This window comes from Colwellia sp. MB02u-6 (assembly GCF_014077095.1).
GTDB lineage: Bacteria > Pseudomonadota > Gammaproteobacteria > Enterobacterales > Alteromonadaceae > Cognaticolwellia.
The window spans coordinates 40756-61638 of record NZ_JACGVG010000030.1 but is presented as its reverse complement, the minus strand read 5'-3'; the positions used below and the strand labels follow the sequence as shown (position 1 = coordinate 61638).

Below are 20883 nucleotides of genomic sequence, written 5' to 3'. Positions count from 1 at the left end.
GCTAGCCCCCATTATCTTGCAGGTTATCACCGGCAACGATAAATTGGCGACGAATAATGCCATAGTCTGTGGTGTCTATTTCAATTGCAATGGCCATCGGTAAGCTATTTTCTTGCAAGGCTTCTTGCCATTTTTTCCCATCATAAAATTCGAAATTTAGTTTTTCTACCTGCGATATTAATGGCCTGACTTTTGGCACCTCGCCTAACACGGCATCAACAAAATTAAAGTGTACTCGCTCGACAGTATTTTCGTTTAGTTGATAAGCTACCGACTGCATATCGCTGCGCGGTAACAGTAATCCTGGGTTAGTCCAACCATGACGAACAAAAGCTATGGCCTGTTCACTGGTAGTGAAGCTGTCGTTGTCCGTATGTAGAAAATCGCTCAGGGGTGCTTCACCGTTTAAACGAACACTGCGTCGCGCTATTTGTAACATATCACGCTCGATAATTAAAAAACCCCGCTGCAGCTCGTTAATACGATCAGTGCGTGCTTTGGTTGCTGTGTCGCTGTTAATCACAGTTTCAAAAATACTAAAACTTGCCATACTGATCACTGAAAAAATCGCAATCGCAATCAGCACTTCTAATAAGGTAAAGCCTTGGCTGCGCTTTGGCATAAAACTAACGGTTTTTTTCAAAAAAACATGTTTAATGATAGCAACTTTCATTGGTTAGGCTTAGAGATATAAGTCGTTAAACTGGTTAATGCTGAAACTTCTTTCTCGTCAAGTCGCACTTGCATAACAATCGAACGCATGTCTTTATCCGTTGTTTTAAGTACTTTTTGTTGCCAAAACCATGTTTGCCCTGCTAGCTCTACTTTACCCTTCTTATTATTCTTTGGTGGCCATGCACTTTTGACTGTGACTTCGACTAACTGGTTCGATGCCACCCAACTCGCCATGATTTTACTCTCTAAATAACCTAAGTTTCGCACGTTGGTATCTGCCGTACCTAAAATAGCAATACCGGCAATTGAAAACACTGCCATCGCCAACATCACCTCAATTAAGGTAAAGCCTTTTGCCAGTTTATGAAAACTAATGTTAACGAGAGTTAGCATTAACTAATGGCCCTTCTATCGTTAATGGTGTGGTGTAAATGCCAGACACTTTAAAGCTGATATTTTCATCGCCATCAATAGCAAACTCTGCCAATGAAAAGGTTAAACTAAAAGGGGTGATATCACCGCCAGAGAGCATATACACTTGAGGAATGGTTTTTTTCTTTTCTTTTTCAGTAAAGTTATCGTCTTGATCTTCATTAATTAATAACAACGAATCAAACAGCAAGGGTTCTTCAATAGGCAGGTCATCGAGCTGCAAGGTAATTTCTATCCCTTCAGGTAAAGTAAATACCTCAAACATAGGATTACTGTCAATCGGCGACCAACTAACACCGTCATAGCCAAGAAATTGATAAGTGTTTTTTTCAACAAACAAGCCTAACTCTATATTGTTTAACAAGCCGTACTCTGCTGCGACATCAAAAACGCCGGCAAAACGCGCACTATTTTGTTCTAATAGTTGTTCAGCTTTATTACCAGAAAAAGTAAATTGTACCGCAGAAACCATCACGCCGATTAAAACAATGACTAGCATCACTTCAATTAAGGTAAAACCTTGTTGGCGATGTTTATATTTAGGCAAATGGCCGTTTTTAAGCTTCATAGTGAGTCAATAATCTTGGTGACTGATTATTGATAATCGCCTAAATTCCAGTTACCAATGTCATCGTCTGTACCAGGCTCACCATCAGGTCCCATAGAAAAAACGTCCATAGCGCTATGTTCCCCTGGATTTAGTAGTTGATATTCATTACCCCAAGGGTCGTTAGGTAAACGCTTAACATAACCGCCTTGTGGAAAACGACGTGCCGCTGGTTCTATGTCCGTTTCAGTGACCAGTGCTTCTAGGCTTTGCTCCGTAGTTGGGTACTGATAGTTATCCATTTTGTACATGGTTAAAGATGTTTCCAACGCATTAATATCTGACACCGCCTTTTGGATATTGGCACGCTCTTGGCTGCCGAGCAGATTAGGCACGACCATACTGGCTAAAATGCCTAAAATGACGATAACGACCATAACTTCTAACAGGGTAAAACCTCGGATATTTCTGACTGCTTTCATTTCTAATTTCCTATTAACGTATTTAACTGAAGAATTGGCTGTAAAATAGCCATTACGATAAATAATACAATACCGGCCATTACCACCATTAAAGCGGGCTCAAATGCTTTTAATGATATATTAATAATAGCCTCAAACTCACGGTCTTGGTTATCTGCAGCTCGACCTAACATATGCTCAAGCTGACCACTTTTTTCGCCACTGGCGATCATATGTAGCATCATCGGGGGAAACAACTTAGTTTGCTCTAATGACACCCGTAAACTTGTTCCTTCTCTGACCTTATCCGCTGACTCTTTAACACTTTGCTTAATATATAAATTATCGAGTACTTCACCCGATATCTTCATACTCTCTAATAAAGGAACGGCACTCGCAGTTAAAATGCTCAAGGTACGAGCAAATCTTGCGGTATTGACACTTTTTGCTACTTTACCTATGCCAGGTATGGCAAGAAAGCGCTTATGATAAGCAAACCTAAAACTGGCCTTTTTCAACATTTGCGACCAAAGTAACATCAGTGCGACAACAATCAGCACAATTACTAAACCATAGTCACGTAAAAAGTCACTACTGGCAATGAGAAACTGGGTTGTGGCGGGTAAATTAGCACCCATGTGCTCAAATTGGCCAACAATTTTTGGCACTACAGCGGTCAGTAATATGGCAATCACACCAGTGGCCACTACGGTCATAATAACAGGGTATACCAAGGCTTGAATAAGCTGCGAGCGCAGTTGTTGTCGCTTTTCGGTGTAATCAGCTAAACGGTCTAATACTTTCTCGAGGTGGCCTGATTTTTCACCCGCAGCAACCATAGCCCGAAATAAATGATTAAAGACTTGCGGAAACTCCGCCATACTTTCAGCTAAGCCATAGCCTTCGGTGACTTTTGTACGCACCGCCATCATCATGCTTTTTATAGCGTTTTTTTCACACTGTTCACCAACAGCCATCAAGGATTCTTCTATCGGCAAACCTGATTCAACTAAGGTTGATAGTTGCCGTGTGATTAATGCCAGCTCAGAGGCTGATATTTTTTTACCACCACCAAAAATAGACTTTTGACTTTCTTGCTTACTTTTTTGCAGACAAGGCGTAACCTCAATCGGCATTAAGCCCTGTTCGCGCAATAAATTACGCACATGTCTAGGGGTGTCGCCTTCGATAACCCCTTTTTTATTTTTGCCTCGGCTGTCTACTGCCTGATAATCAAATGCTGCCATAATTTACAATTTTTCTATACCTAGTTTGATACTTAGTGAGTCAACTGTTAGTCTTCGCGCGTAACACGCAATACTTCTTCAATCGTGGTTTCGCCAAGCATTACTTTATCAAAACCGTCACGGCGTATACTGGGTGTCGATTTACGAATAAATTTTTCAATCGCTTGCTCACCTTTACCGTTATGAATTAATGCACGGACTTTCTCATCAACGATAATCAGTTCATGAATACCGGTTCGGCCCCGATAACCTTTAAAGTTACAATCTTCACAACCAACAGATCGGTATATTGGCGCGGTATCGTCATCACTTAGTTGCAATAACTTGCGCTCTTCTGCTGATGGGGTGCTACATTCACGGCAATGCGGACATAAGGTTCTGACTAATCGCTGCGCTAAAACACCTAGCAAACTTGATGAAAGCAAGAAAGGTTCAACACCCATGTCTTCCATACGCGTTATCGCGCCTGCCGCTGTATTGGTATGTAAGGTAGATAAGACTAAATGTCCGGTCAAACTCGCTTGCACGCCAATTTGAGCCGTTTCTAAATCTCGAATTTCACCCACCATAACCACATCGGGATCTTGGCGAAGTATCGCGCGTAAACCTCGGGCAAAAGTCATATCAACTTTGGTATTAACTTGTGTTTGTCCAATACCTTCAATAGCGTATTCGATGGGATCTTCAACCGTGAGAATATTACGTTCTTTACTATCAATTTGGCTTAAGCCAGCATACAAAGTGGTACTTTTACCTGATCCTGTTGGCCCCGTCACCAGTATAATGCCGTGGGGTTTTTCAATTAATTCAGAAAAACGTGCTCGATTACCATCGCTCATGCCTAAATCTTGTAAGTCTAAACGTGTTGAGTTTTTATCAAGTAAGCGCAAAACTACACGTTCACCATGGCCTGTAGGCATGGTGGAAACGCGCACATCAACGGCCCGACCTGCTATTCTTAACGAAATACGACCATCTTGAGGAATGCGTTTTTCCGCGATATCAAGCTTGGCCATAACCTTGATACGTGAAACAAGTAATGAAGCTAATTTACGATGAGGTTTTAACACTTCACGTAATACGCCATCAACACGGAAGCGAATTTGCAACGCTTGTTCAAAGGTTTCAATATGAATATCAGAAGCATTTTCTTTAATGGCTTCACTGAGCATGGCATTGATCAATTTAATAATCGGTGCATCGTCTTCGTTTTCTAATAAGTCTTCGGTTTCGGTTATCTCGTCGGCAAGGGAATATAAGTCAACCTCGTTGCCAATGTCTTCCATCATTTGTTGCGCTTCTGATGAGTCGCGCTGATAAGCAATGGTTAACAATTGTTCAAACTCTTGGGCACTTTTTACGTCAATAGTAAAAGGGGCTTTGAGTACACGACGTACTTCCAACAAAATATTAGCACTTAGCAAATCAGTGCAAACTAAACGTAATACACCTTGGTCATTTGTCACTAACACGCTATGGCGCTTAGCAAAACCAAAGGGTAGGCGAAAGCGAACATTTTCATCTTTCAAAATGTCACTAACGGCAATCGTTGATGACTTATCAGCTGCTAAGGTCTTTTGACTGGCAGCACTTTGTTCATTTGCGTTAACAAGAACTTGTGTTTGTGGGGCAATGTCACTCATAACTATTCGTTTTCAGCAGATAAATTTTCTTCATCACGCTTTTTCATGTATTCGTCAAACGACGGCGGTAATGCCAATTGATCATTCCATTTTGGCAAAATAGGTAACTTCTCATCCGACATTAATTCAAGACCCGCGGCTTTCTTTTGAATTTCTAGCGCGCGAATATAGTTGTACTTTTCTCTACTCAGGTCATTCATCAATTTGCCATCACGGACAATAGTTGGCCGTAAAAACACCATCAAATTACGCTTGCGCGTGGTATTACTGGTAGATTTAAACAAGTGACCGATAAATGGAATGTCGCCTAATAAAGGTACTTTTTGCACACTTTCTTGCACATCTTCATCGATCAAGCCACCTAAGATAACAGTTGCGCCATCATCAGCCATCACGGTGGTTTTAATTTCACGTTTATTGATTGAGATATCAACACCCGTAGCACCACTGACCGAAGACACTTCTTGTTCAATGGTTAACTGCACACCGCTACCTTCATTAATTTGTGGTGTTACTTTTAACTTAATACCTATTTCTTGGCGCTCGACCGTTTGAAAGGGATTACTATTGTTGCTGCCCGTTTGTGCGCCAGTAATAATAGGCACTTCTTGACCGACAATAAAATAGGCTTCTTCATTATCTAGTGTAGTAATACTTGGCGTAGACAATAAGTTTGAATTAGTATCTGAACTTACCGCTTGGACTATCGCGCCCCAGTCATCTTTCACAATTCCGAACATAGTGCCACTAACAGAGCCTAATACTTGGGCCAGTAAACTATAATCACCTTTAGTATCGGCTTGATCAGGGTTAATAGTAACCGCTCCACTCTCTGAAGTGACTGTTGAACCTTTTGTTCCAGGGGTTGCGCGAGCTGCTTCTGCAGCCGCCGCCACAGAACTAATCGGTGCAACACCGTTTGAAAATTGGGTAACACCACCTTGTTCGCTATACCATTGCACGCCTAAATTGACGCCGTCACCTTCAAATACTTCGACAATGATGGCTTCAATAAGTACTTGAGCACGACGAATATCTAACTGGCGAATAACCGCTTCTAATGAGCGCAACATATCTGGTTGGGCGGTAATAACTAAAGTATTTGTATCTTCATGAGCGTCAATACTGACATTACGTGTGTTACTTTTTCGCGATGATGAACTGGTTGTAGAGGAGTCTGCTTCAATAGATTCACTAACCCCTTGAAGTACTTTCACCATGTCTTCAGACTTTGCGTACTTTAGATGATAAACCCGTGTGTTGCCGTTTGACTCTAATTCACTGTCCAAACGCGACACTAATCTTGCCACACGCTCACGCGCTTTGACTTCGCCGCTAACAATAACGCTATTGGTGCGTTCATCAGCCACAATTTTAGGGATTAAAAAAGTTGGTGTACTAGAGCTTTTACCTTGGCCAGATTTGTTCATTGCCTCAATAATACGGACCATTTCACCAGCTGATGCATATTTAAGGCTAATGATTTGTACGTCTTGATCGCCCGCTTTATCAACCCGTTCAATAATTTTCACCAAGCGATTAACTACCGCCGCTGTGCCCGTTAACATAATAACGTTGGCCGGATCATAGTTAACCACGTTGCCGCCGCCGGCTTGATCTGATAATTGGCGCAGCAATGGCGTAAGCTCTCGAACTGTAACGTTTTTAACTTCAATCACACGAGTAACCATTTCGTCACCTGCACCGGGGTTTTCATTACCGACTACTGGGATAGATGAGGTTTTTGCATCTTTATTTCGAATGATTTTGACAATATTATTGTCCATTGATACGGCAGAAAAACCATAGACTTCTAGAACATTTAGGAAAAATTGATAATATTGCTCTTCAGTTAATAAGTCATAACTACGGACATTAACTTTGCCACGTACGTTCGGATCGACAATCATAGTTTTTCTTAAGTTTTTACCAACAATATTAATAAATTCTCCAATTTCTGTCCCTTTGAAATTAGGCGAATATTCTGCAGCACTGATATTGGCAGAAAGCAAAACACTATTGAGTAAAACTGCAGTAACAACCCCGGTAAGGCTTCGCTTATACCAAGGTGCGCTTAATAATTTGCGCATTTATTATTCCTTTTATTCTAATTGTCTATACTGAAGAGTATTTCTGTTATGTCACCATTACGGTCAAGTAACAGCGAAACTTCGCGTTGTTCTTTTAAAGATTGTAGCGCTTGAGCTGCCTCTTGTGGCGCGGTTAAATCGAAACCATTCATTTGTACCGCAACATCACCTGATTTAAGACCCGCACTTTGAAAAAAAGTTGGATCTTTTGCTGGCATTAATTGATAGCCGGTAATTTTACCATTTTCTCGTTTAGGGGAGATTTTTAAATAATCAGTAATGTTACCGGGGTCGCTAGCCAATTCTGTTCGTAGCGATTTGGTCACTTGGGCTAGCCTTCTATTATCTCGTTGATCAACAATATTGGTGGGTGAAAAATTTTGACTGGTATTTTTTGTTGGCTGCGTCACGGCTTGCTGGTTGTAACGTGGTTTAATAATCTTAATTTTTTTATCAAATATTAAACCTTCAAACATTAAGGTTTCTAAGCCACCCGATACTTTTAACAGAACACGATCGTTAAAAACATCTGCTAACACGGCCCGAGTACCTTTAATGTTTTCACCGATACTATAGGTTTCTTGCTTTCCTCTGCTTTCTATTACTGCCGCGGCAGTCGCTTTGTTAGTACTGGCCACCACACCGGTTAGAGTGAGTTGCAGCCGTGTTTCTGGGGCGTCTTCAACAAGCTCTTCAACACGATTTACGTTTTGCTGAGAAAAAGCACCAAAAAGATTGAGTGCTTGAATGGCTTTCACCTGCACTTGTTCTTTTGGCGCTAGTGAAGCAGATGATAAGTTATTGAGTGTTAAGTTCGCATTATGATCACTCTCCGCTAAACCTAGCCAGGTTATTTGCGCAAAGAGAAAGGCAATATGACTAAGCAACACCAAGATAATTACTTGGATAATTTTTTGTTGCGGTAGCTTAGCAAGCTGCTCAAACGCGTTTGATAGGTTATTCGATAATGTCATTTTTTATAATTTTTTATTATCTGGAAATTTCAAGTCACTTTGATGATACTTGACCAAACGTCTGGCAACAAGACGTGATATTATTTTTTACCTATAATTATGCTGTTTTTCATGAAGTTTGTGATCTAGTTGCGCACAGCAAAAGTAAATCAGGACAAGTGCTTATTGTTTCACATTAAAGATAACCGCCGCGGCCCTAGTGTACTTTAACCAGTAAGAGCGGACAATAATTTAATGACCTTAGTATAAGCTTACAAAATGTAACCAAATGCATTCTAACTAGCGTAAACATTACCGTTATGTTAACTTTCGCCAATTTATAATGCCTGCACGGAATATAAACAAAACAATGACCAAACCTAACGTTATTGAGACAAACAATACCCAGTCAACTCGCTTAGACAAGTGGTTGTGGGCGGCGCGCTTTTATAAAACCCGAGCGATAGCAAAACAGATGATCGATGGCGGTAAAGTATTTTATAATGGCCAGCGCAGTAAATCAGGCAAAGCCGTGGTTTTAGGTGATCGCATCACCATTAGACAAGGTTTTGAAGAAAAACATGTCATTGTTATCGCCTTGGCAGATAGACGCCGAGATGCAAGTTTTGCTCAAACACTTTATCAAGAAACGCCTGAAAGCGTTAAAACCCGTGAGAAAAACAACTTAGCTCGCCAGCAGGGTATTTTGCTCAGCCCAGCCAGTGACACTAAACCTGATAAAAAACAACGTCGACAAATTCGGCAATTAAAAGAAAGGATATAAACAGTGACCATGCAAAAAGATATCTTAAATCGCTATTTATTTGACAACTTACATGCTCGAGGCGAATTGGTTAACTTAAGCCAAACCTTCCAAGACATTGTTGCTGCACACGACTACCCGCTGGGCGTAAAGCAATTGTTAGGTGAATTAGTGGCAGCAACTTGCCTATTAACAGCAACATTAAAATTTGAAGGTGAAATCGCTGTACAACTTCAAGGTGATGGCCCAATAGGTTATTTAGCCGTAAATGGTAATAATCGCCAGGAAATGCGTGGTATTGCACGTATGGTGAGCGAAACCGATGCAACAGCGCTGAAAGACCTTATCGGTAAAGGCAATATGATCATCACTATTCGGCCAAGCAATGGCGAACCTTATCAAGGTGTTGTAGCGCTTGAGCAAGATACCCTGGCCGAATGCTTAGAACACTACTTTGATGTTTCAGAACAAATCCCCACTAAAATTTGGCTATTTAGTGATGAGCAAAGCTCGCAAATAGCAGGCACCTTAATTCAATTACTACCTGATGGTGATGATAAAGAGCAACAACAAGCCGATTTTGAGCACTTGTGCCAACTCACCAATACGATTAAATCTGAAGAGATATTTTCATTAGCTAGCGAAGACTTACTTTACCGGTTATATCACCAAGAAGAGGTTAGACTCTTTGAACCGCAAGCCGTTAGCTATCAATGTAGTTGCTCAGAAGAAAAGTGTTTAAATACCATTTCTCAAATTGAACCGAGCGAACTTGAAAGTATTATTGCAGAGCAAGGTAGTGTGTCGATGACTTGTGATTATTGTCTGACCACTTATGAATTTAAGCGCACTCAATTAGCGCCATTTATTGACGGTACAACTCACTAAAAAAGTACAAACATATAGTGCAGACTCGCTGTGTATTGCTAGTGAGTCTGCTGCTTAGATATTGGGGAATAGTCAACCTCTAGCTCCACAACAGAGAAGTTAGCATCACGCGTTAAATCTTGATAGACAAGATACAAATCATCTTTTTTAGTAGGCCAAACACGAAAGGTTTTTTTGGCGATTTTTTTCACTGCTTTAAAATGACTTTTGTTAAAAACACCTTCATCTGATAGCACTAGCACTAGGCTACCTTTAATAGTTCCATACTCATGCATTAATATATTATATACCTGTGCACCTTGTTCAAATTTACCATCCACTAATGTAAACTTATTACCATTTAGGCTAATTGATTGATTGATTTTCTGTGCCGCCTTATTTAGCAGCGTGTGATCACCCATTTCATTTTTTAAATTGACCCTTTCATTGTCGTTATTATTTTCGACACTATTTAACGCTTTTACTTCATGCTGCTCGACCGAATGTTCATGATCATTCGCATTATTACAGCCAACTATAAATGTCGAAATAACCACAGCGCTCATTAATTTACTTTTCATAACCTCACCTTTTATTTTATCAATATTTAAAAACCAATACCTATAAAAATAGCTGATTGAATCATCAATCAGCTATTTGGATTACTTTACATTATCTACGACGACGTAGTAACGCTAAAGGTAATAATAAAAATGCCAATAAGCCTGTAGAACCACTTGATTTTTTCTTAGGTGGTGCAACTGGTGCTGGTACATCATTCACTGTTACTGAAAAGCTCTGAGTAACTGTCTCAGTACCGTCATTAACACTGGCAACGAATGTTAGCGTTTCGCTACCTAATGCTAAATTCGGTGCGGTAAATGAAACCGCAACAGTGTCGCCACCTGTCAATGTTGCCGCTGTTCCAGCAGTTTGCTCCCAATTATACGTTAGTACATCTGCATTAGGATCTGATGCTGCTATACTCAAGCTAACACTTCCACCTTCAGTAACCGTTACCTCTGTTGCAGAGGCAGCACTCACGTTTGGCGCTCGGTTATCACAAGCAAGGCTATCACCAGCAACTACATCTGAGAAAATGCTAGTTTTCATATTGGTAAACGTCATGTCATCAATATACCAACCTGATGAGAAGCCTGAAAATGGATCCGGTGCAGAGCCACTATCTGTAACGATACGGAAACGGAACTGTACTTCGTTGCCATTTAAGCTCTCACCGAAGTTAATAGTTTCCCAACCATAATTTATTCCGGAAAACATATTACGACCTGCGATGGCCGTTCCAGTATTATCAAGCCCTATATCAGTGTAACCATCACCAAAAAAAGTACCTCCCATTTCGCTAATATCAGCCCAATCATCACCATTGACACTCACCTCAACAACAGCACCATCATACTCGGCTTCAAGATTGTACAAATGCCAGAATGTAATGCTGTAGTCACCATCAAAGCCAACTAACATAGTACGTGTTTCATAAGCTACATCAGACGTAAAGCTATGACCTGTTGCCGCAATGAGTCCATCGTTTGCATCCCATTGTTTAAGATACCATGTACTGACAGCTTGATCGCTACCTGCCATCACCACCTCTGTAAAGTCATTCAAGCGCGATAAGGTATTAAAGTCTTCAACTTGAGACGTACCAACAAGCTCACGCTCAACAAAGTCAACGTTCGTTGTCGTTGAGAATGTATACTCATCAGCTTCCATTCCGTCTGCTAGTGTTGGAACAAATTTAAGAACTAGCTCATCACCAGTGCCCGCTTCATTCAAGGTGAATTCAAGTGGTGTACTCGTTGCTGATCCAAGTATGGCAATATCATCAAATGATACAACACCTTCGTTTGCAAAAGTTACCTCATGGTCACTGACGACTTCAACAGTCCCCCTAAGGCCTACTAACGCTGAATTACCACCATTTTTCAGGGTAAAACTAGCCGTACCAGTTTCGCCTTTATCTAAAATATTGTCATTTGAACAATAACCAGTCATTAAACCTTCATAGTTAGTATTTAATACGTGGTCTGCCACTGAGAATGTAGCTAAGTTTGTTTTAGTAGATTCAACCGCACCGGCATGATCAGTGGCGAATCGACTTGGTGATACTGCGCCTAGACCCATACCACGTTTAGCAAATGCCGCTAATAAAAGTTTGTAATCTTCCTTATCGTTGGCATACGCTGCCGCTAATATAGCATCGCGACCTTCAGTAAAGGTTGGCGCCATTGGCATCATTTTGTAACCAGCGACCAAGTAATCTTTCATTAGGCTCTTAGCTACATCAAAAGTATGACGCTCGTCATTCGCCATGCTAACAAAAGATTCCCATAACATGTTAGCCCATATAGAACCAGGAGAATGAACTAGGTCAGGGTATAGACCGATGTCCGCAAACATTGATGGGTTAATAGTTTTATTTGTCGAGTAAGGGTATGGACGTATTCCGTTTACGAAACTTGAGACATAAGTTATAGCAGCATAACCACCATCATATGCTTCATTACCTAAGACTAAGTTATCCTCAACTTTAGACGTAAGCATTAATGCATGGAAATCACCAAAACCTTCACCCATAGAACGGGCTTGTTGACTACTTAAACCTGAACCATTACCCACTAAGCGGTTACTGATATAGTGACCCCACTCATGCGCGACAATAGCGTTATCCCACGAACTGTCCTTAAAGGCTCTTGAAAGGTCGTTTTTAAACATGTCGATTGAAACAGTTTCATTGGCTGCAAGCTTACTATAAATACTCTCGCCAACCGCAAAAGTAAGACCAATATTAGGAATAGTTACTGTATCATCAGCACCTCCCATTGGGGCAGGGGTTCCATTGTTATTATTGTTCGCAATAAGTACAGCGATAGCACCGGCATCTTGCGCATTTTTAACTTTTTGCGTAAATGCACAAGCACCACGATCAATGATGGCGATTTTACCGGCTAAAGCAGCACCATTTGCTGCAGCTTCACAGCCATCAGTTACCACATCAGTTGCATCATCAATACGTACCACATCGCCAGACAATTCATAAATTTCTGGGCCAAACGATGAAATTTGAGTATTTAAAACAAGGCCAATATCATCATGCGAAGTCACTGTCACACCATAGTCAACACCATTGGTGGCTTGAGTTGTTTCCCATAGATACATTTGCATACGAGGAGAAGCACCATCCGCGGGTGTAGACATGTTGGCATTATTGAAACCTGAGTTGTCTTGTACTTCTACATTTAGTGAATCACCTTCAACACCGCCGCGTTCATAGTTTAAAGCTTGGGCATTGCCGGCTGCTTCGTCAAAGCCATGTTCATAATAGTCATCATGTAAATAGTTATTCACATAGAATAAATTAACAATGGCTGCTTTACGGTTATTTAAAGAATACTCTGCTTCATCAACGTTATACTTGTAATCAAAAGTATTAGCACTACTAACCTCCGCCATATAATCGCCGTTAGTTAAACCCTGCGGCGCTATACCATCTACATACGCAGTAACATTGTTACCGGAAGTAGATGTTGCATCATCGGCTAACCAAGCATCCTCTGTGCTGATAGGACCATGGCTCAATGTTATTAACGGAGCTTCTATGTATCCCGCAGTTAAAAACGCACTCGGATCAGCATCAGCTGGAGCTGGCATTACTTCACCGTGAGGACTATCTAAAGGTTTGCCACTTGCATCAGCATAGACACGGTAATTGAAATCAGCTGCATGACTCGTTAGGTTATTTTTAAATAATACTTCACCGGTTTTAGCTGAAACAACGTAGCTAACATATTCGGAATCAACGCTATCGATAGCGCTAGTTTCAATTTCAACATAATGTGCAGCAACTAGTTTATTCTTATGTTCAAAAAAGACTTTTTTAGCGCGAGGTTCACCAACGAGGACTTTATCAGTTGCTGAATTAACGACAGAGAACTTATCATATTTTCCATCAGTACTCTTAATTTTTAGTGCAACGGTGCTAGCATTGCCACCCATTGCCGTAAATGCGGCATTGATAGAGCGCGAAGAATCTCCGAATTCTGCAGAGATATTTTTAATGGCCGAAGAAAGAGACTTAGCTGCTCGTTTATCAGCTAAATAGCCTGATGAGGCAACTAAATTAAACTCGCGGTCCATCATGATATTGTATTCACGATTGAATACTTCAACACCAGCGACTTCCTGCTTATATTTTGCAACAATCGCTCCGCGTCCCAAATCATGGATGTTAGCTAATTTAACTTGTGCAACATTTGACTTAATTGATGACAAACCTGTTAGTTTATTTAGGTAAAAGTCCGCAGCATGGGTAACTCGGTGTGCCGCTGCTACTGGTCCTAAATCTGCTGTTTCAGCATTTTTACCTGCCCATTGAAAAGTGGTTTTTCCCAAAACAGAATCATATTGATTAATCATACCACTTGCAGTTTGCACTTTACTGCGCGCATTAGTTTCAGCAACGTTATCAACTGAAAAAGATTTATATGCTATGTTGTCATTAGCCGCTACACCTAATGCGGTCGTAGCTAAAGCTGCACCAACAAAGCTGGCGATTACAGATTTATTAAAATTCATTACATTCCCTTTTATTTTTATTAAAACTCATTGTATTTCCTTTTTATTTTAGTTTACTTTTAACACTGAAATATCAATATGATCTTACTAATGATCTTACTACATTTTTATCAACATCATCTTATCTCATTTTTTTAATGCACTTGCAATAATCTAGGCTGTTCTTTTATGCTGTTAACTGTTAACTCTTGTACACGGCGTTTAGGTAGAAGTTTTTTCACTCCTTTTATGCCAAAATAAAATATGAGATACAGATTGTTTAGACAATAAAAAAGCAGGACTGATTGCTCAGCCCTGCTTTTTATTAACGTCTAACGTTAAGTATTAAAAGTGAATAGTGGTACCAATAAACACACCGTCAAATTCAATATTGCTGTACAGGTCATTTAAATCGTCAAGCTCTAATTTAACGGCTCGGTAACCGGCATTAATATTTACATCAACCACTAAGTTATCAACAAGCTCATAGCTCACGCCGACTTCGTAGTCGTAAAGTGTATGATCATCAAATGATAAAAAGTTACCTTGGGCATATAGATTTAAACCCGTTAAAGGTAAGCCGACGTTAGTTCTCGCATATAACATAGGTACTACGTCAGTCACTTCAATGCTAGCTGATTGTGTAACCGATTCAGCGCCTGAATTGGCTTGTGCTGATACTGTTACGTCACCGTCAAAATCACGGGCGGTCAAACCAAAATCAAATGATAATAGATCATTATCAAATAACTCATAATAAAGTGTGTAATCAAGATAACTGACATTAAAATTAGCATTCACATTAGTATCTGTGCTAAAAGTTTCACCTTCAAATTCAAAGTCAGCCGTTAAGCTTGTGTTTCCTATAGTCTCTAAGGAAGTAGAGGCAATACGTATATTTGGAATTAACGGCAAAGGATGCTCAAAGGCAATAAAAAAACTGTTTTGTTTTTCATCAGCTAAGTTAAAATCAATTTGTGAACTACCATCGCCAAAAGTGCCAGAAGCTTGGTTGTCCCATAGTTGACCGCCCAAATAAATACCTAAAGCATCCGCTTGAACATTAGTGGATAAAATCGATGCAAGTGCTGCTGCTAGTACTATTTTTTTCATGTTTTATTACCCTTGACTCAATAAGTCGTCTAAATCAATCAGTGCTGCATTTGCACGTGATATATAATTAGCCATGACTAACGAATGATTTGCCAGCACACCAAAGCCATCACCATTTAAAATTATCGGACTCCAAATGGCTTCTTGGCTAGCTTCTAGTTCGCGAATAATTTGTTGTACACTTACTTTAGCATTCTTCTGTCCTAGGACATCATTAAAGTCTATTTCGATGGCCTTCAAAAAGTGCAACAAGGCCCAACAAGCGCCACGGGCTTCATAAAATTCATTATCTATAACCCACCAACTTGTTTTTAACTCCATGCTTGCTGCGCTTGATGTCGATTGTTTTGCGACTCTATCGCCAGCAAGATCAACATTAATTTGTTCACGGCCAACACTGGCACTTAAGCGTTGAGAATAACTGCCTAAACGTTTAGTGGCTTCTTGGATCCAAGCGCGTAGGTTATCAGAACGCGTGTAAAATTGAGCTGATTGATTATTTATCTGAGTCAATGCCGTTCTGTATGCATATAACTCATTAATTGCTTTTTGGTATTCACCTTCAGCGCTAGGAATAGCCCAACTGGTGTTATCAATATTGAGCTGTGGTTGAGCAACCTTTAAATTTTTGTTTTCAACTGACTGAGATTGCGAACGACTAAATTCTTGGCGCATTACCAACGACATATCTCTTATCATTTCAAGTGCGCCAAACTCCCATGCTGGGATATTATCTAAAAACACTGACGGTGGCAGCGCATCATTAGATAAATAACCACCTGGCTTATGCAGTAAGGTTTCAGTAACACGAATTAATGCCGTTGTGGTGGTATAGCCCACAACAGGAGTAACATTTTCTGCTGTTGCTGCTTTTGTCACTTCAGCACGAATATCAAATTGTTCTGGTTCAAAGCTCCAATAAACGCCAAGTAAATACAGCACAAAAAATAGCGCTAAAAATCCTGAAATAACAGTTTTTATTGAGATATTAACTTTCATAACTACTCCTAGTGGTGCTCATGCTTTTTCTGTTTAAGACCTTGAACCGTATAATTTACATCAATGCTAGATTGATCGTCAAAAGACAGGGTGATTATAATATTTTCTTGCGCCTTTAATGGCTTTTTTAAATCAAAAATCATTAAATGAAAACCTGAAGGCTGAAATACGGTATTATTTTGAGCTGAAATTTCTACATAGTCACGTTGACGCATACGCATTAAGCCATCAGACATGGTATGTTGATGAATTTCAATCCGGTCACTTACTGCACTTGCTGCGGCAATAAGTCGAATATTTTTTGCTGATAAATTTTTTATCGTCATATAAGCAGAAGAAATCGACGTACCGGGGATACTCTCTCTTGCATAGCCATTTTCAACTACCAGCTTGGTGTTCTCACTTGCCAAGCTTACATTAGCAAAAACACTACTCACTAGTATCACCAGTGAAATTATGGGTAAAAATACATTCCTCATAAGCTGCTATACATCCTTTTTATTCATATTATGATTCGTTATTACTATTGTAACTAAGCTTGAGCAAAATGGATAACTTAATTATTTCAAATAAACCCAGGGTATTCTACTCATCGCAATTAACCCCTTAATAAAAAAAATCCATATTGAGCTCTGTCGCTTATTTACTCAGACGAATACCTGTGATGATATTTTCTGGATATTGACCCAAGATGAAAAAAGTATTTTTGTGTAGGTAATGACTTTATTAAGTGTAGCTAATTTAGTTAATGACAATCAGTAAACTATTTTAACGACCTTCTGCTCTTAGCTGTATGGGTCATAGGTTCAATATAGAACGCTGAAAGCTATTATGACTATTAGTGTCAGTGTTTTTTCTGTGAACAAATAAGTAAAAAGATCAAGTAGCTATGTTGTAAATTTTATTATTTTTAACTTTTCTGCTGAGATTTCATCTCGACTAATATTAATATCTGCAGAAAAATATTAGCATTGAACAGAGCTTTTATCTCGTGTGATTAACCAAATAACGCCAGCCACTAAAAATATTGGCCAAAACACACCCACCAATAACATAGCGCTGCCACCTAGCAAGAGCATAACAATAAAAATCAATGAACCAAATACACTCATCGCTATTGCTAGGGCAACTAACACCAGTAGCACCACCACTAGTGCTGAAATACTAATGGCCTTTAATGGTTCAACCATTTGCTCTCCCATATAAATGTCAACATCAAATAAATCTATAAAGCTGACACCTAAAACATAAGTTAAAAATAGTGTGGCAAAAATGGCTAAAAATAATGATTTAAAAAATGACATAGCTGGCTCCCTTTACTATATTAAAACAAATTTAACGCGTTAAGCTTTAGTCGGCATTAACATGGTAGCGACTAAATAGGCGACGCCGGTGGCAACAGGAAACATCAATAAAGCGAGAATAGCCCCTACCCTAACGGCTATTCGAGGTAAGTTGTAATACTTAGCAATACCGCCACAAACACCTGATAATTTTTTATGTACTACATCTTTAGTTAAGGTTTTATTCACCGAATACTCACGATTAAAGCGCATCACTTACTCCTCGTGCCCAAGCTGAGCACTTTTATATATTAAATTAAAAAATATGAATAACACCAAGGATTATCCAAGATCACAGCGCGGCATTAATAATGACTGCCTGTTAAGCTTTAGCTATTTTTTGCTTTAATTGCGCTAACGCTTGCTCAATGGTTTCATCATTTTCTAGCGCACGAAACTGGCTATCTACAGATTTTGAAGATGTCATATCATAGGCTTCAACTGCCGCTTCAACACGGTCAATTTTTTGTTGATAACGCTCAAATTTACTGATCGCTTGGTCAATATGATCAATGGCGACTTTCTCACGCACTTTCAAGCACACTTCTGCAGATTGTTGGCGTATTGCAAAGGCTTCCTGTTTGCGCTTTGCCTCGGTTAACTTATCTTGCAAACGTTGACTATCTAGCTGAAGCGCATTTAGGTACTCATCAAATTGGCTTAACTCTTCATTAAATTCTGCTAGCTTTTGTGTACAACTTTGTTTTTCAACTAGCGCGGATTTGGCTAAGTCTTCACGACTCTTATTTAAAGCAAGTTCAGCTTTTTGTTGCCAATGTGCAACGCGACTTTCCATTACACGGATATGGCGCAACAGTGTTTTCTTTTCAGCAATCTGCTTAGCCGCTGCTGAACGCACTTCAACCAAGGTTTCTGCCATTTCATCAATGATCAACTTGATCATTTTTTCTGGTTCCTCTGCCTTATCTAACATGGCGTTAATATTGGCGTTAATAATATCGGTAAATCTTGTAAACATGCCCATGGTATTTCTCCTGTTAATACGCTGAAGTTTGTTGTTTTTTTGTTGCTAATTTTTTTTGCTTGGAAACTGCCGCTAACTCTTGAGTTTTCACTGTACTGTAGCGCGTCGAAAAACGATCTAGCTCAACCTTAATTGAATGTGCCAGTTCTGCAGATAGATCACGCTGAACTTTCTGTTTTTGTGCCTGCACGCTTAAGGTTAAATTTTGCGCTAAGCCAGTATCTTGTGCATAAGTATTGATCGTAAATAGCAAAGTACAAGATAATAAAAAGGCGCGTAATGTCTGTTTACTTTGTAATAGTTTCATTATTAATATCCTTATGTGAGTAACATAAAGTGTGAATAGTTAACGCTTCATGTTGGTATCTGATATTACTAGTACAAGTGCTGTGCCAATTGCTTAAAAATATTTAACTAATTGTTATTGTTGTTATTTTAAAATAATAGAGATAAGACCCCATCGTAAGACATAATATGTCAAACTATAATATGGTCAATATCTACATTGAAAATAGTGAAATTGACCAATAATTAATTTAAGATTTTACTTGGCCGCTTTGTAGCTATAATCAAATTTATAGCTAGGCCATTAGCAGGTAGATTTGTGGCTATGATGACAGCAAAATAAACGCTGGTGTCATCATAAGTAGACAGGTAGACAGGTAGACAGGTAGACAGGTAGACAGGTAGACAGGTAGACAGGATAGTATTGATAGCCTTATTTTTACTCAAAGTTATTCGTGGAGGTTTCAACGATTGTGTTAGGTAACGAGCCCCATTCGCTCCAAGAGCCGTCATATACTCGCACCTCTTTATGACAGATAATGTCTGCAGCCAGCGCCAAAATGCAGGCGGTAACACCTGAGCCGCAGCTCATGATCATCGCTTGTTTATTAGTATTAATATGCGCAAAAATTTCGGCCAATTCATCAGGAGATTTAAACCGCCCTTGATTGAACAAATGGTTGTAGGGTAAGTTTTTTGCATTTGGCATATGGCCGCTACGCACACCTGCACGAGGCTCTGCATCTAAGCCCTGAAAGCGACGTTCAGCACGAGCATCGAGAATAAGTTCAGCTTGCGAACGAGTTTGATTGTCAACTTCACGCCAGTCACAAAAGTAGCCCACTTGCTCTTTGGCAACAAAATTACCAATAATTCGGTGCAGCTTAACATGGATATCGGTTTGGGGATCCGCGACCGGTTTCTTTAATTTGAGCCAATAAGGTAAACCACCGTCTAATACGGCAATATTGTTATGCCCCATGGCTCTAAACATATACCAAGCACGCGCGGCAGAAAATAAACCTAAATCATCATAAACCACAATTTGGCTTTGCTGGTTAATCCCTAAGGCTTTTGCAGCTTGTTCAAAATGAGTAGCTGATGGCATGGTGTGGGGTAAATCGCTAGCTAAATCTGAGAAGTGTTGATTTAAGTCGAAACGGCGAGCCTTGGGCAGACGATATTCAGGCCAACTATATTCTGGCGCAGCCATGTTACCCACAGGTGGAATACTCGCATCTAACACCACAAGGTCTTTACTACCTAGTATCGCGTGCAAATCGATACTGGAAATTAATTGCTGAAAATACGTCATAATCTAAACTCTTGCTGATAAGCATAAAACAAAATTAGCCGAGTTAAACACCAAAGTACAGTATTTAGCTAAAGAGAGCTTTCAAATGCGTAATGCAGGTATAAAATGCCGTTAAAGTGATGAGTTATATGACTAAAAAACCATAAAAAATATTAGCTCATTTTCTCATTAACTTTGCGCTTTAAGGTAACAAGTAACAAGGATTAATTACCTTGTTCTAAATGAGCGACAATCAGTGAGGTCGCCAACACACAAACACTAGGCAACATAAATAGCGTAAATAATAGCGTAAAACTTAGCATGGTATAATTCCTTTTAAGTTGTTTATAACACTTACAAAGGTTATGCCAAGGCATAAGTCAAACCTAATCCATTATTTTTAAAGTTAATTTATTTCAACACAAGCATTAACTATGCTAAGTAGACGTTAACATCCCTGTGATGTGGTTAAATTTACTACTATATAGTTAGGTTTGTGCAAACATCAATCAAACAAAGTACTAGTTATAAAATGATAGATAAGTCCCAAAATCAAGCACTGACTTGCCAGTATTGGGACCTTTAAAGCGCTAAGTAGAGCTGAGTATTCA

Annotated in this window: 20 protein-coding genes; 2 read left to right on the top strand and 18 right to left on the bottom strand. The window is 39.6% G+C overall.

The window, feature by feature from the left end:
* Position 1 precedes the first annotated feature (1 nt).
* The 8 genes from gspJ to gspC are packed head-to-tail and all read right to left on the bottom strand — an operon-like array spanning position 2 to position 8069.
* The gene (gene gspJ, locus H4J46_RS07560; RefSeq protein ID WP_259365732.1) at positions 2-673 is read right to left on the bottom strand and encodes a type II secretion system minor pseudopilin GspJ; all 672 of its coding nucleotides are present in this window, start codon (positions 671-673) and stop codon (positions 2-4) included.
* The gene (gene gspI / locus H4J46_RS07555) at positions 670-1068 is read right to left on the bottom strand and encodes a type II secretion system minor pseudopilin GspI (RefSeq protein WP_182232917.1); all 399 of its coding nucleotides are present in this window, start codon (positions 1066-1068) and stop codon (positions 670-672) included. The genes gspJ and gspI overlap by 4 nt, the downstream gene beginning before the upstream one ends.
* Entirely contained in the window at positions 1052-1675 is a 624-nt protein-coding gene (gene gspH, locus H4J46_RS07550) for a type II secretion system minor pseudopilin GspH (RefSeq protein WP_182232916.1), read from the bottom strand. Before gspH ends, gspI begins: the two co-directional genes overlap by 17 nt.
* 26 nt (positions 1676-1701) lie before the next feature.
* Positions 1702-2136, bottom strand: a complete 435-nt coding sequence (gene gspG, locus H4J46_RS07545) for a type II secretion system major pseudopilin GspG (RefSeq protein WP_182191144.1) — start codon at positions 2134-2136, stop codon at positions 1702-1704.
* Positions 2137-2138: 2 nt separating this feature from the next.
* Positions 2139-3362: a type II secretion system inner membrane protein GspF gene (gene gspF, locus H4J46_RS07540; RefSeq protein ID WP_182232915.1), complete on the bottom strand. Its 1224-nt coding sequence runs from the start codon at positions 3360-3362 to the stop codon at positions 2139-2141.
* A gap of 47 nt (positions 3363-3409) precedes the next feature.
* On the bottom strand, positions 3410-5005 hold the full coding sequence (gspE, locus tag H4J46_RS07535; RefSeq protein ID WP_182232914.1) for a type II secretion system ATPase GspE: 1596 nt from the start codon (positions 5003-5005) through the stop codon (positions 3410-3412).
* A gap of 2 nt (positions 5006-5007) precedes the next feature.
* Positions 5008-7095, bottom strand: coding sequence for a type II secretion system secretin GspD (gene gspD, locus H4J46_RS07530; RefSeq protein WP_182232913.1), 2088 nt, complete (start codon positions 7093-7095; stop codon positions 5008-5010).
* Between the two features lie 17 nt (positions 7096-7112).
* Positions 7113-8069, bottom strand: a complete 957-nt coding sequence (gene gspC / locus H4J46_RS07525) for a type II secretion system protein GspC (protein WP_182232912.1) — start codon at positions 8067-8069, stop codon at positions 7113-7115.
* Between the two features lie 349 nt (positions 8070-8418).
* On the opposite strand from gspC, the gene hslR reads away from it, so the two are divergent.
* Both hslR and hslO read left to right on the top strand, forming a co-directional pair.
* Complete coding sequence (gene hslR, locus H4J46_RS07520; RefSeq protein ID WP_182232911.1) at positions 8419-8832, top strand: ribosome-associated heat shock protein Hsp15; 414 nt, start codon at positions 8419-8421, stop codon at positions 8830-8832.
* A gap of 9 nt (positions 8833-8841) precedes the next feature.
* A complete protein-coding gene (gene hslO / locus H4J46_RS07515; RefSeq protein ID WP_182232910.1) occupies positions 8842-9699 on the top strand; it encodes an Hsp33 family molecular chaperone HslO in 858 nt (285 codons plus the stop codon).
* Between the two features lie 38 nt (positions 9700-9737).
* Here the strand turns inward: hslO and H4J46_RS07510 are convergent, their stop codons facing one another.
* The 10 genes from H4J46_RS07510 to H4J46_RS07465 all read right to left on the bottom strand — a co-directional run bounded on the left by H4J46_RS07510 (position 9738) and on the right by H4J46_RS07465 (position 20293).
* The gene (locus H4J46_RS07510; RefSeq protein WP_182232909.1) at positions 9738-10259 is read right to left on the bottom strand and encodes a hypothetical protein; all 522 of its coding nucleotides are present in this window, start codon (positions 10257-10259) and stop codon (positions 9738-9740) included.
* 91 nt (positions 10260-10350) lie between these two features.
* On the bottom strand, positions 10351-14274 hold the full coding sequence (locus H4J46_RS07505; protein WP_182232908.1) for a rhombosortase-dependent M36 family metallopeptidase: 3924 nt from the start codon (positions 14272-14274) through the stop codon (positions 10351-10353).
* Between the two features lie 324 nt (positions 14275-14598).
* Positions 14599-15366 carry a TIGR04219 family outer membrane beta-barrel protein gene (locus H4J46_RS07500; protein ID WP_182232907.1) on the bottom strand — a complete coding sequence of 256 codons (768 nt, stop codon included), beginning with the start codon at positions 15364-15366 and terminating at the stop codon, positions 14599-14601.
* Between the two features lie 6 nt (positions 15367-15372).
* Positions 15373-16365, bottom strand: a complete 993-nt coding sequence (locus tag H4J46_RS07495) for a DUF2333 family protein (protein WP_182232906.1) — start codon at positions 16363-16365, stop codon at positions 15373-15375.
* A gap of 8 nt (positions 16366-16373) precedes the next feature.
* A complete protein-coding gene (locus H4J46_RS07490) occupies positions 16374-16802 on the bottom strand; it encodes a copper chaperone PCu(A)C (RefSeq protein WP_182232905.1) in 429 nt (142 codons plus the stop codon).
* A gap of 528 nt (positions 16803-17330) precedes the next feature.
* Complete coding sequence (locus H4J46_RS07485; protein ID WP_182232904.1) at positions 17331-17669, bottom strand: hypothetical protein; 339 nt, start codon at positions 17667-17669, stop codon at positions 17331-17333.
* Between the two features lie 39 nt (positions 17670-17708).
* Positions 17709-17921 (bottom strand): PspC domain-containing protein, encoded by a 213-nt coding sequence (locus H4J46_RS07480; protein WP_182232903.1) that lies wholly within the window; start codon positions 17919-17921, stop codon positions 17709-17711.
* Between the two features lie 109 nt (positions 17922-18030).
* Positions 18031-18693, bottom strand: a complete 663-nt coding sequence (gene pspA, locus H4J46_RS07475) for a phage shock protein PspA (RefSeq protein WP_182232902.1) — start codon at positions 18691-18693, stop codon at positions 18031-18033.
* A 13-nt stretch (positions 18694-18706) separates the two neighbouring features.
* Entirely contained in the window at positions 18707-19000 is a 294-nt protein-coding gene (locus H4J46_RS07470) for a hypothetical protein (RefSeq protein ID WP_182232901.1), read from the bottom strand.
* 417 nt (positions 19001-19417) lie between these two features.
* Positions 19418-20293 (bottom strand): sulfurtransferase, encoded by an 876-nt coding sequence (locus H4J46_RS07465; protein WP_182232900.1) that lies wholly within the window; start codon positions 20291-20293, stop codon positions 19418-19420.
* Positions 20294-20883: the final 590 nt, after the last annotated feature.